The sequence below is a fragment of the Aeromicrobium sp. MLTX1 genome, assembly GCF_046452335.1.
In the GTDB taxonomy this organism is placed as follows: Bacteria; Actinomycetota; Actinomycetes; order Propionibacteriales; family Nocardioidaceae; genus Aeromicrobium.
Genome location: NZ_JBKFDN010000001.1, coordinates 578,244 through 590,804, shown reverse-complemented (window position 1 = coordinate 590,804; position 12,561 = coordinate 578,244). Strand labels below are relative to the sequence as shown.

The following is a 12,561-nucleotide window of genomic DNA, read 5'->3' as shown; positions in this document are numbered from 1 at the left end:
CGCGTCAGTCGTCGGTGCGCTCCTCGCGCTCCTTGCGGTCCTTCTGCTTGCGGTACTCGCCCCACGCGAGGCTGCACGCCACCAGCAGCGAGATGATCACGCCCCACGGCAGGTCGGCCAGCCAGTCGGGCGTGATGCGGCCGAGCCAGAAGAACGGGTTCAGGTAGCGCAGCCAGCCGGGCAGCGTGAGGTCGAGGCCGATCTCGGGCAGGTCGACGTCGGGCGGGTCGGGCAGCCACGACCAGTCGATCGCGGGGACGAGGCGGCCGAGCAGGCCCGACACGAGGGCGCCGATGCCGAGCAGGCCGACGACGGTGAACACGACGTGCCGGGCCGCCCACGCCTTCGGGTGGGCCTCGCGGAGGTCGTGCAGGCGGCGGGCGCGGGTGCCCTCGGGCGGCACGAACGGCACCGTGACGGGCAGGTCGCCGTTGCCGGACTCCACGAGCGCGACCTTCGCCAGCGCCGCGCCGAGACCTCGCTCGGCCTTGACCTTCTGGTGCCGACCGGCGATCCGGTCGAGCTCGAACTCGTGGTCGCCGAGCCGCCCGACCGTGGCCTGGTCGACCTCGACTCCGTCCAGCGACAGGACGAGGCCGCCGTCCCCGTCGTCGCGCACGGCGAGGTCGCGTCCGCGGTCGCGCAGGATCCAGGTGGCCATGCCCGCACGCTAGCCGTGGTCGCGAGGTTGCCGCGTCGGCCGATCGGCCAGTCCGGGCAGCCGGTCGGCCGGGCGGGTCTCACGTGGCAGTCGTCGGCGCGCGCGATGTCGGTGCCGACGTCTACGGTCGGGACATGGACACGATTCGGGGGATCGTCCCGCCCTACCTGCTCCGCCACATCGCCGGCCTCGAGGACGACCGCTACGCCACGGCCGCGCAGGCCGCCCAGGCCGCGCTCGCCGAGCGTCCCGAGCACGGCGGGCAGGCGCGCCCGTCGGCCCGGCCGCCGGCCACGACCGTGCCGCTGCGCCGCACGGTGCACGACGCGCGGGGCGGCACCGAGCTGCCGGGCGAGGTCGTGCGCGACGAGGGCGACCCGCCCACGGGCGACGTCGCGGTGGACGAGGCCTACGACGGCTTCGGCGCCACCGACGACCTCCTCCGCGCGGTCTACGCGCGGCAGTCGATCGACGACGCCGGACTGCCGCTGCTGGGCACCGTGCACTACGGCAACGCCTACGACAACGCCTTCTGGGACGGCTCGCAGATGGTGTTCGGCGACGGCGACGGCGAGATCTTCGGCCGCTTCACCGCGTCGCTGTCCGTGATCGGTCACGAGCTCGCACATGGTCTCGTCGAGTACACCGCCGGTCTGGTCTACCGCGACCAGTCGGGCGCCCTCAACGAGTCCGTCGCCGACGTCTTCGGCGCCTTGGTCGAGCAGCGCGCCGCGGGCCAGACCGCCGACGAGGCCTCGTGGCTCATCGGCGAGGGGCTGTTCACCGACGCCGTCGAGGGTCGGGCGCTGCGGTCGATGAGCGCGCCGGGCACGGCCTACGACGACGACGTCCTCGGCAAGGACCCGCAGCCCGCGCACATGGACGACTTCGTCGAGACCCGGCAGGACAACGGCGGCGTCCACCTGAACTCGGGCATCCCCAACAAGGCATTCCACCTCGTGGCCACCGGGCTCGGCGGTCACGCCTGGGAGGTGGCCGGCCGGATCTGGTACGAGACGCTGCTGGGCGATCTCTCGCCGCGTGCCACGTTCGAGGAGTTCGCCCGCGCCACGGTCGCGGTCGCCGAGAGCCACGACGCGGCTGACGTGGTGCGCGGTGCGTGGCAGTCTGTGGGGGTATGGAAGGAATCGACCAGCCCCTCCTCGTCGTCCGGGTGATCCGCACCGGCGGCTTCGCCGGCCTGCGCCGGCAGTGGGAGGTCGAGGCCACCAGCGAGGACGAGGCCCGGGCCTGGTGGCCGCTGGTCGAGGCGTGCCCGTGGGACGCCACGCCCGACGACGGCTACCCCGACGGCTTCGTCTACGAGGTGCAGGCCAACGACCGCGAGGCCACGCTGCCCGAGCGGCAGATCGACGGTCCGTGGCGCGCGCTCGTCGACGCGGTGGTCCACCACACGAGTTGAGCGCCGCGTCCCGCGACCGATCTGGCTAGGCTGGGCGCGGGCAACGGCGCCCCACGACATCCGTCAGCCGAGGGGAGCCCCGTGACCGACTCCGAGTTCGATGCCATCGCCCGTTCCAAGGACGACTCGCTGCGCCACGACGTGCGCCGCGTGGGCGACCTGCTGGGCCAGACCCTGCGCCGCCTCGAGGGCGAGCACCTCTTCGAGCAGGTCGAGCTGGTCCGCGCGCAGGGCAAGGTCATCGAGGACTCCGACGACGCCGACGAGCGGCACGAGGCCGCCACCCGGATCCGCGCCCTGCTGTCCGACCTGGACGCCGCCACGGTGGGCAAGCTCGTGCGGGCGTTCAGCGTCTACTTCAACCTCGCCAACGTGGCCGAGCAGGTCGCGCGCGTGCGCGGCATCGAGTCGCGGCCCGACGACGGCGGCTGGCTCGCCCGCGCGATCGAGGACATCGTCGCCGAGCAGGGCGTCGACGCGCTGCGGGAGGGCATCGAGCGGATCGACGTGCGTGCGATCTTCACCGCGCACCCCACGGAGGTGAGCCGCCGCACGGTGCTGACGAAGCTGCGCCGCATCGCCGACATCCTGCTCGACTCCGCCGAGACCGGCACCCGACGGCGCGCGGCCCAGGACCGCGACCTGGCGCAGCTGATCGACCTCATCTGGCAGACCGACGCCGTGCGCCGCACGCGTCCCACGCCCGTCGACGAGGCGCGGCACCTCGTGTTCTTCCTCCAGCAGATCCTCGAGGAGGCGCTGCCCGACATCGGCACCGACCTCGCCGACCGGCTGGCCGAGCACGACATCGTCCTCGATCCCGCGAAGCGACCCCTGTCGTTCGGCACGTGGATCGGCGGCGACCGCGACGGCAACCCCAACGTCACCCCGCAGGTCACCCTCGACATCCTGCGACTGCAGAACCGCATCGCCACGCGGATCGTCGACACCAACCTCGACCTGCTGATCCGCGAGCTGTCGTCGTCCGACGAGCTCGTTGAGGTCAGCGCCGAGCTGACGAAGTCGCTGCAGGCCGACCTCACGGCCCTGCCCGACCTCGACCCGCGGCTGCTGCTCGTGAACGCCCACGAGCCCTACCGGCTCAAGCTGTCGTGCGTGAAGCTCAAGGTCGCGAACTCGGCGGCGCGCGTGGCCGACGGCACGCCTCACGTGCCCGGACGCGACTACGCCAACCGCGACGAGCTGCTGGCCGACCTGCGCGTCGTCGACGCGTCGCTGCGCGCGAACGGCGGCGAGCTCATCGCCGACCGCATGCTGGCGCGGGCGATCCGGGCCATTTCTTCGGTGGGGCTGCACCTGGCCACGATGGACATCCGCGAGCACGCCGAGGCTCACCACCACGCGCTCGGCATCCTGTACGACCGCCTCGACGAGTCCGAGACCCCGTACGAGGAACTCGAACGCGACGAGCGGTTCGCGCTGCTGTCGCGCGAGCTCGGCCGGCTGCGTCCGCTGTCGGCCGACCCGCCCTCCCTCGACGAGTGGGGCGCGCGCACGTACGGCGTCTTCACCGCGGTGCGCGAGCTCAAGGAGACCTTCGGCGAGGACGTCATCGAGTCCTACATCGTCTCGATGACGCTCGGCGGCGACGACCTCCTCGCGCCGGTCGTGCTGGCCCGCCAGGCCGGCCTGGTCGACCTCGTCGGCAGCGACGAGACGCCCCCCTTCGCGCGGCTCGGCTTCGTGCCGCTGCTGGAGACGGTCGACGAGATCCGTCGCGCCGGCGACGTCCTCGACGAGCTGCTGTCCGACGATCACTACCGCTCGCTCGTGCGGCTGCGCGGCGACACCCAGGAGGTCATGCTCGGCTACTCCGACTCGAACAAGGCCGGCGGCATCACGACCTCGCAGTGGGAGCTGCACCGCGCCCAGCGCGCCCTGCGCGACGTGGCGCAGAAGCACGGCGTCACGCTGCGGCTGTTCCACGGTCGCGGCGGCACGGTCGGCCGTGGCGGAGGCCCCACCTACGACGCGATCCTCGCCCAGCCGTACGGCGTGCTCACCGGCGACATCAAGTTCACCGAGCAGGGCGAGGTCATCAGCGACAAGTACTCGCTGCCGCGCCTCGGCCACGAGAACCTCGAGCTCTCGTTCGCGGCCGTGCTCGAGGCGTCCACCCTGCACCTGCAGGCCCGCACGCCCGCCGAGTCGATGCAGCAGTGGGACGACACGATGACGCAGGTCAGCGACGCGGCCTACGCCTCGTACCGGCAGCTGATCGACGCGCCGGGGCTGTTCGAGTACTTCCTGGCCTCGACGCCGGTCGACCAGCTCGGCGACCTCAACATCGGCTCGCGCCCGTCGCGCCGGCCCGAGACGGGCGGCGGCATCGACGGCCTGCGGGCGATCCCCTGGGTGTTCGGCTGGACGCAGAGCCGTCAGATCGTGCCGGGCTGGTTCGGCGTCGGCAGCGGCCTGCGCGCCGCGCGGCTCGACGGCAAGGCCGACGTGCTCGCCGAGATGCTCGAGAAGTGGCACTTCTTCCGCACGTTCATCTCGAACGTGGAGATGACGCTGGCCAAGACCGACCTCGACGTCGCCGGACACTACGTCAACACGCTCGTCCCGGCCGACCTGCGACCCATCTTCGACCGCATCCGCGCCGAGCACGCGGTCACCGTGGAAGAGGTGCTGCGCGTCACCGGCGAGCGGCACGTGCTCGACGACCAGCCCGCGCTGCGCCGCACGCTGGAGGTGCGCGACGCGTACCTCCAGCCGATCTCGTTCGCCCAGGTCGACCTGCTGGCCCGCTACCGCGAGGACCCGGACGCCGTCGACGAGGACATGCGCGCCGCGCTCCTGCAGACCGTCAACGGCATCGCCAACGGCCTGCGCAACACCGGCTGACCGGGATCTCGATACGCGGCTCGCTGCGCTCGCCTACTACTCGATCAGCGGGAGCACCGGCGATCGAATAGCGCGGCGAGGAACGAGCCGGCGTATCGAGATCGGAGTCAGTTGACGAGGCGGTCCCGGCCCTCCCAGTACTGGGCGCGGAGCTTGAACTTCTGCAGCTTGCCCGTCGCGGTGCGGGCGAGCTCCTCGCGGAACTCGACGCGCTTGGGCACCTTGTAGCCGGCGAGGCGCTCGCGGGCGTGGGCGCGCAGGTCCTCCTCGGAGACGTCGCCCTCGACCACGACGAGGGCCAGCACGAGCTCGCCCCACTTGTCGTCGGGAACGCCGATCACGGCGACCTCGCGCACGGCCGGGTGCGACGCGAGCACGTCCTCGACCTCGATCGAGGACACGTTCTCGCCGCCGGACACGATGACGTCCTTCTTGCGGTCGGCGATCGTGACGTAGCCGTCCTCGTAGACGCCACCGTCGCCGGTGTGGAACCAGCCGTCGGCCAGCGCGTCCTGCGTGGCCTCCGGGTTCTCCCAGTACGACTCGAGCACGGTGTTGCTGCGGGCGAGGATCTCGCCCTTGTCGTCGACCATGATCCGCGTGCCGATCGTGGGCGCGCCGGCGCGGGCGAGCAGGCGCGCCTGCTCCTCGCCCTCGAGGTCGTCCCACTCCTCGCGCATGCGGCTCATCGTCAGCAGCGGCGAGGTCTCGGTGAGCCCGTAGATCTGGATGAACTCCCAGCCCAGCTCCTCGCGGACGCGCTGGATCGTGTGGGTCGGCGGGGGAGCGCCGGCCACGATGCAGCGCACCCGGTCGCGGCCGGTCTCGCCGGTCCAGTCGGGCAGCGCGTCGAGGACCGCGTTCAGCACCGCCGGCGCGCAGGCCAGCACGGTGACGCCGTGCTCCTCGATCCGTCGGAGGATCTCGGTGCCGTCGATCTGGCGGATCACGACCTGCTTCGCGCCCACGCCGGTGGCGGAGTAGAGCAGGCCCCAGCCGTCGCAGTGGAACATCGGCAGCGTGTGCAGGTAGACGTCGCGGTCGGTCAGCGTGGCGTGCCAGCCGAACGTGGTGGCGTTGACCCAGCGCGCGCGGTGCGTCTGCTGCACGCCCTTCGGCCGGGCCGTCGTGCCCGAGGTGTAGTTGATCGTGGCGGTCGCGTTCTCGTCCGGCTCCCACTCGGCCGGCTCGGCCTTCGACGCCCAGATCCGGTCGTCGTCGCGGCCCAGCACGAACACGTGCTTGGCCGACGCGCACGCGTCGGCGAGGTGCTCCAGCTCGGGATCGAGCATGACGACCTCGGCGCCGGAGTGCTCGACGATGTACTGCACCTCGGCCGGTGCGAGCCGGAAGTTCACGGGCACGAAGATGCGACCCCAGTTGGCCACGCCGTAGAAGGAGGCGAGCAGGCGCGCCGCGTTGTGCGACACCATCGCCACGCGCGCGCCCTGCGCGATCCCGAGCTCGTCGAGCGTGGCCGCCTGGCTGCGCGCCTTCGCGTAGAGCTGCGCGTAGGTCAGCTCGCCCCACGAGTCCGCCACCTGGCTCGGCTCGTCGACCACGGCGACGCGGTCGGGGTAGACGGTGCGGGCGCGGTCGAGGAAGTCGCGCAGGGTCAGCGGGACGATCATGAGGCCTCCGGCGGGTCGAACGGTGCGTGTGGGTCACGTCACGCTGCCATTGTGGCGACTCCCGCTCGCCTCGTGCACCTCGGGCCCGGACCGATCGACCAGCGGTCGGGCCCTCCCGGCGAACGGCATACTGGCCGGATGCACGTGCTCGACGGTGGACTGTCCAACGCCCTGGAGGACCGGGGGAACGACCTGTCCGGGGGCGAGTGGACCGCGCGGGTGCTGCGCACGTCGCCCGACGAGATCGTCGCGGTGCACCGCGCCTACTTCGAGGCCGGGGCCGACGTGGCGACCTCCGCCAGCTACCAGGCGAGCGACCCCGGCCTCATCCGGCTGAGCGTCGAGCTGGCCCGTGAGGCCGCCGGCGACGTCGAGGGCCGCCTGGTCGCCGGTTCGCTGGGTCCGTTCGGGGCGCTGCGCGCCGACGGGTCGGAGTACCGCGGTCGCTACGGACTCACCGCGCGGGAGCTGGAGGAGGTGCACCGGCCGCGCCTCGAGGCCCTCCTGGCCGCCGGACCAGATGTGATCGCCGTCGAGACGATCCCCGACACCGACGAGGCCGAAGTGCTGGCACGGCTGCTCGCGGAGTACGACCACGCGGCGTGGTTCTCCTACTCGATCGTCGGTGATCGCACGTGCGCCGGCCAGCGGCTCGACGCCGCGTTCGCGATCCCGGCAGCCGTGGACAGCGTGGTGGCCGTCGGCGTGAACTGCTGTGCACCCGCCGACGTCGGCCCTGCGCTGCGGGCCGCCGCGGCCACGGGCAAGCCGGGCGTCGTCTACCCCAACGCGGGCGAGGTCTGGGACGCCGAGGCGCAGCAGTGGGTCGGCACCAGCACGTACGACGTCGGTCTGGTGCCCGCGTGGGTCGAGGCCGGAGCCGCGTGGGTCGGCGGCTGCTGCCGGGTGGGTCCCGAGGCGGTCTCGCGCGTCGCCGGGATCATGGGTGCCCTCGGCTGACGCGACGAGCGCTTGGATAGCCTCGCTCGGGTGAGCTGGGAAGAGATGTTCAAGGGCGACTTCGCCGCCGACGACGTGCGGGCCTACGGCGAGCTGGTCGAGCACCTGCACGCCGTCCAGAACGCGCTCGCCTCCATGCCGATGGACCGCGAGGCGATCGACGGTCTCGCCGCCGACCTCGCCGGCTGGCGCGAGCGGCTCGAACCGCTCGCCACCGACGAGCAGCACCAGGTCAACGGGCGCGTCGCCGAGCTGCCCGTGCGCGGGCACGCGATGCTGCCCGAGCTCCTCGTCACCTCGCGCACGCGCGACCGCGTGGAGGGCACGGTGCGGTTCGGCCGCTGGTTCATGGGCGGCGGCATGGCCGTGCACGGCGGTGCCGTGACGCTGCTGTTCGACGAGGTGCTCGGCATCCTCGCGTCGCTGGCCGCCGGTGGCATCACCCGCACGGCCTACCTCAACACCAGCTACCGCGCCCTGACGCCGATCGACACCGAGCTGGAGGCCGTCGTGTGGATCGACCGCGTCGAGGGCCGCAAGTGGTTCCTGCGCGGCGAGCTGCGCCACGGCGACGTCGTGTGCGCCGAGGCCGAGGGCCTCTTCCTGCGCCTGCTTCCCGAGCAGGGGCTCGGGAAGCGGACGACGGACTGACCGCGGCTCAGGGGTAGGGGTAGAAGCCCTGGCCCGACTTCTTGCCCAGCAGGCCCGCGTCGACCATGCGGTCGAGCAGTGGCGGCGGCGAGTAGAGGGGCTCCTTGAACTCCTCGTACATCGACTCGCCGATCGCCTTGATGGTGTCCAGTCCGATGAGGTCGCTCAGCGCGAGCGGCCCCATCGGGTGGCCGCAGCCCAGCACCATGCCGTTGTCGATGTCCTTCGCCGAGGCGTACCCGGCCTCGTACATCCGGATCGCCGACAGCAGGTACGGCACGAGCAGCGAGTTCACGATGAAGCCCGCGCGGTCGGTCGCGTCGATCGGCTGCTTGCCGAGGGTCTCGGAGACGTAGCCGCGCATGCGGTCGAGCGTCTTGTCCGAGGTGGTGAGCGACGGGATCAGCTCGACGAGCTTCATGACGGGCGCGGGGTTGAAGAAGTGCACGCCCATGACCCGGTCGGCGCGACCCGAGGCGGCGCCGAGCTTCACGATCGGGATCGACGACGTGTTGGACGCCAGGATCGCGTCCGGGTCCTGCAGAATCTGCCCGATCCGCGTGAACAGGTCGAGCTTGACCGACTCCTTCTCGCTCGCCGCCTCGACCACGAGCTGGCGGTCGGCCAGCGCGTTCAGGTCGGTGGTGACGTGGATGGCGTCGAGCGCGGCGTCACGGTCGGTCTCCGAGAGCTTGCCGCGGTCGACGGCGCGCTGCAGGGACGACTCGATGCGACCGTGCGCGGCGGTGGCCGCGTCCTCGGTCACCTCGACGACGACGACCGACAGTCCGGCGCGGGCGTTGACCTCCGCGATGCCGGACCCCATGAGGCCGCCTCCGACGACTCCGATGCGTTCGATGGACACTCGACCTCCTGAAAGATGATGGATTCCTCAGCTTCGATCGTACCGGCCACCGGGGTGCGCCTCCGCGGGCGCATGGGGCCCGCGTGATGGGATGGACCCATGCGTGCGTGGGTCTCGGTGGTGCTCCTCCTGGCGGTGGCCGGCTGCGGTGCGAGCGACGGCTCCGCCGCCCCGAAGACCGACGCCACGTCGACCGCTCCGGGCCAGGTCGGGACCGAGGCCACGGGCACGGTCGACCCCCTCGCGATCACCACGTTCACGTGCCGCCAGAACGCCAAGGGGCGCTGGAAGGTGCAGGGCACCCTCAAGAACACCGGCAAGCAGGTGCGCGACTACCGGGTCACCGCGTTCATCGGCCAGCAGACCGGACCGGCGCGCGTGGTCGAGCTCGACCGGGTCGAGGCCGGCGCCACGGTGCCGTTCGCGATCGACCCGATCGTGGCCGCGCCCGACGGCCCGTGCCGACTCCAGGCGACGATCGCCCTCTAGTCCGCGCGGCGCCCCGACCTTTTGCCGGGTCTTAACCAAAAAGACATGCTTCGGCAGGTCTCTTGGGTGATTCTCAGGGTTACGGTGTGGCGACCCGTGTTCCCTGCGACAAAGGACAAAGATCTTGAAGTCCCGACGTTCCCTCTCGGTCGTCGCGATCGGAGCGCTGCTCAGTGCGCCGATCGTGGTGGCCCCGTCGGCGAGTGCCGCCGACCCGGTCGACATCACCTTCGTCGACATCAACGACTTCCACGGCCGCATCGACGCGAACACCACCAAGTTCGCCACGACCGTGGAGAGCATCCGCGACACGGAGGGCGCCGCCAACACGCTCTTCTTGTCCGTCGGTGACAACATCGGCGCCTCGCCGTTCGCGTCGGCCACCCAGCAGGACGCGCCCACGATCGACGTGCTGAACGCGCTCGACCTCGACGTGTCCGCGGTGGGCAACCACGAGTTCGACCGCGGCTTCGCCGACCTCGCGGGCCGCGTCACGGATCGGGCGGAGTTCCCGCACCTGGGCGCCAACGTCAAGCTCAAGTCCGACGGCTCCGCCGCGCTGCCCGCCTCCGCGACGTTCGACCGCGCCGGCCTGAAGGTCGCCGTCATCGGCGCCGTCACGCAGGAGACCCCCACGCTGGTCACCCCCTCGGGCATCGCGGACCTGGAGTTCACCGACCCCGTCGCAGCGGTCAACACCGAGGTCGACCGACTCGAGGCGCTGCCCGAGGCCGACCGGCCCGACGTGATCGTCGCGGCCTACCACGAGGGAGCCGGCGCGGGCACGCCCGACGGCTCGTCGCTGGCCGAGGAGGTCGCCCACGGCGGCGCCTTCGCCAACATCGTGAACGGCACCGACGCCTCGGTGGACGCGATCTTCACCGGCCACACGCACAAGGTCTACGCCTGGGACGCGCCCGTGCCCGGGGCGGCCGGCAAGACGCGCCCGGTCCTGCAGACCGGCAGCTACGGCGAGAACATCGGCAAGGTCACCCTGTCGGTCGATCCCGACACCGGCGACGTCGCCGCGCACACCGTCGAGAACGTCGCGCGGGCCGCGACCGCCAACCTGGCGTCGCCGCGCGTCGCCCAGGTCCAGCAGATCGTCGACAGCGCGCTCGCGTACGCCGCCACGATCGGCAACGAGAAGGTCGCCGACATCTCGGCCGACATCACGACCGCCTACACCGGCGGCAGCTACGTCAACGGCGTCTACACGCCGTCGAACCCGGCGGCCCCGAAGACGGGCCGCGACGACCGCGCCAGCGAGTCGACGATCGGCAACCTGGTCCCCGACGCGATGCTCGAGCAGTCCAAGAGCACGCCGGCGCCGGCCGACCTCGCGATCAACAACCCCGGTGGCCTGCGCGACGAGCTGTTCTACGCCGGCAACACCACCACGGGTGGCCCGAACAACACCGACGGCTCGGTGACGTTCGCCGAGGCCAACGCGGTCCTGCCGTTCACCAACAACCTCTACACGGTCACCCTCACGGGCGCCTCGCTGAAGAAGGTCTTCGAGCAGCAGTGGCAGCGCGACGCGAACGGCAACGTGCCGAGCCGTCCGTACCAGCAGCTGGGCGTGTCGGACAACGTCCGCTACACCTACGACGCCACGCGCGACGAGGGTGACCGCGTCACCAGCATCTGGATCGACGACCAGCAGATCGACGCCGCGAAGTCCTACAAGGTCATCGTCCCGTCCTTCCTGGGCACCGGGGGCGACAACTTCCGCGCCTTCAAGGAGGGCACGTGGGTCGACACCGGCGTCGTCGACTACGAGGGCTGGATCGACTACCTCGGTGACAACTCGCCGGTCGCGCCCGACTTCGGTCGCCGCTCGGTCGGCGTCACGGGCCTCGCGGACTCCTACGAGGTCGGCGACAGCGCCTCGTTCTCGCTGCCGAAGCTCAACCTGACGTCGCTGGGCAGCCCGGCGAACACCTCGGTCAGCGCGGTCCTCGAGTACGGCGACGACCAGTCGCTCGACCTCGGCACCCAGGCGGTCACGAACGGCGCCTCCGGCACGTTCACGTTCACGGTCCCGGCCGGCGCCATCGAGGGCGGCACGATCCGCGCGACGGCGGCGCCCAGCGGCACCGTCGCCACGATCCCGCTGTCGGTCGAGAAGGCCGCCTCCACCACGACCGCCACGGCTCCGGCCCAGGTCACCAAGGGCGACGTCTTCGACGTCTCGGTCGAGGTCGCCGCGGCGGCCGGTGTCGACGTCGACGGTCCGGTCCGGATCCTCGAGGGCGACCACATCGTCGGCGCGGGCACCGTCACCGACGGCGAGGGCACGGTGGACGTCCACGCGTCCGACCTGCGACTCGGCCAGCGCACGCTGACCGTCTCGTTCGACGGCTCCACCACGGTGGCCCCGTCCGAGGGCACCGTCTCGGTCGAGGTCATCAAGGGCGAGACGCCGTTCACCGCGAAGGGCTCGACCACGCCGTACGGCACGGGCGCGACCATCACGATGTCGGCCGCCCCCGGCACCACCGGCATCGTCTTCGTCGCCAACCAGCTGGGCATGCAGGTCGGCACCGCCTTCCTCTCCGACGGCAAGGGCACGTTCCGCTTCGGCGGCACGGCGCTCAAGCCGGGCTCCCACACCTACGGCCTGTTCTTCAACGGCAGCGCCTCGTACGAGCCGGCCGACGCGACCGTGACGGTCAAGGTCACGAAGGCGAACACCTCGGTGCGCGCCGTCGTCGCGAAGAAGGTCTCGGCCAAGAGCGCGGTGCTGAAGGCGCGCGTCTCGGGCAAGGGCTTCACCCCGACCGGCACGGTCGTGGTCAAGCGCGGCACGAAGGTCGTGGGCAAGGCGCAGGTGAAGAACGGCGTGGCCCGCGTGAAGCTCTCGAAGCTCCCGCGCGGCAAGGCCACGCTGCGGGTCTTCTACCAGGGCAGCTCCGTCGCGAACGCGTCGAAGACCTCCGTGAAGACCACGGTCGTCAAGTAGTGAACCGAGCCGGGGCGGCCTGCGTGCAGGCCGCCCCGGCCCACTCCC

10 protein-coding genes are annotated in these 12,561 nt (G+C 71.6%); 7 read left to right on the top strand and 3 right to left on the bottom strand.

The window, feature by feature from the left end:
* Positions 1-4: 4 nt before the first annotated feature.
* Complete coding sequence (locus ACK99Q_RS02735) at positions 5-661, bottom strand: hypothetical protein (RefSeq protein ID WP_410184707.1); 657 nt, start codon at positions 659-661, stop codon at positions 5-7.
* A 134-nt stretch (positions 662-795) separates the two neighbouring features.
* Between ACK99Q_RS02735 and ACK99Q_RS02730 the strand changes: the two genes are divergently transcribed.
* The 3 genes from ACK99Q_RS02730 (at position 796) to ppc (ending at position 4,952) form a co-directional block, all read left to right on the top strand.
* Entirely contained in the window at positions 796-1,839 is a 1,044-nt protein-coding gene (locus tag ACK99Q_RS02730; protein ID WP_410184706.1) for a M4 family metallopeptidase, read from the top strand.
* Entirely contained in the window at positions 1,800-2,084 is a 285-nt protein-coding gene (locus tag ACK99Q_RS02725) for a protealysin inhibitor emfourin (RefSeq protein WP_410184705.1), read from the top strand. Before ACK99Q_RS02730 ends, ACK99Q_RS02725 begins: the two co-directional genes overlap by 40 nt.
* Positions 2,085-2,165: 81 nt before the next feature.
* Positions 2,166-4,952, top strand: a complete 2,787-nt coding sequence (ppc, locus tag ACK99Q_RS02720; RefSeq protein WP_410184704.1) for a phosphoenolpyruvate carboxylase — start codon at positions 2,166-2,168, stop codon at positions 4,950-4,952.
* A gap of 107 nt (positions 4,953-5,059) precedes the next feature.
* Here the strand turns inward: ppc and ACK99Q_RS02715 are convergent, their stop codons facing one another.
* On the bottom strand, positions 5,060-6,583 hold the full coding sequence (locus ACK99Q_RS02715) for an AMP-binding protein (RefSeq protein ID WP_410184703.1): 1,524 nt from the start codon (positions 6,581-6,583) through the stop codon (positions 5,060-5,062).
* Positions 6,584-6,721: 138 nt separating this feature from the next.
* Between ACK99Q_RS02715 and mmuM the strand changes: the two genes are divergently transcribed.
* Positions 6,722-7,543 carry a homocysteine S-methyltransferase gene (gene mmuM / locus ACK99Q_RS02710; protein ID WP_395486838.1) on the top strand — a complete coding sequence of 274 codons (822 nt, stop codon included), beginning with the start codon at positions 6,722-6,724 and terminating at the stop codon, positions 7,541-7,543.
* A 30-nt stretch (positions 7,544-7,573) separates the two neighbouring features.
* Positions 7,574-8,194: a PaaI family thioesterase gene (locus tag ACK99Q_RS02705; protein WP_410184702.1), complete on the top strand. Its 621-nt coding sequence runs from the start codon at positions 7,574-7,576 to the stop codon at positions 8,192-8,194.
* Positions 8,195-8,201: 7 nt separating this feature from the next.
* Here the strand turns inward: ACK99Q_RS02705 and ACK99Q_RS02700 are convergent, their stop codons facing one another.
* Positions 8,202-9,053 carry a 3-hydroxybutyryl-CoA dehydrogenase gene (locus tag ACK99Q_RS02700; protein WP_410186053.1) on the bottom strand — a complete coding sequence of 284 codons (852 nt, stop codon included), beginning with the start codon at positions 9,051-9,053 and terminating at the stop codon, positions 8,202-8,204.
* A 105-nt stretch (positions 9,054-9,158) separates the two neighbouring features.
* On the opposite strand from ACK99Q_RS02700, the gene ACK99Q_RS02695 reads away from it, so the two are divergent.
* Together ACK99Q_RS02695 and ACK99Q_RS02690 are read left to right on the top strand one after the other, a co-directional pair.
* Positions 9,159-9,548 carry a hypothetical protein gene (locus tag ACK99Q_RS02695; protein ID WP_410184701.1) on the top strand — a complete coding sequence of 130 codons (390 nt, stop codon included), beginning with the start codon at positions 9,159-9,161 and terminating at the stop codon, positions 9,546-9,548.
* 124 nt (positions 9,549-9,672) lie between these two features.
* On the top strand, positions 9,673-12,513 hold the full coding sequence (locus tag ACK99Q_RS02690; RefSeq protein ID WP_410184700.1) for a bifunctional metallophosphatase/5'-nucleotidase: 2,841 nt from the start codon (positions 9,673-9,675) through the stop codon (positions 12,511-12,513).
* Positions 12,514-12,561: the final 48 nt, after the last annotated feature.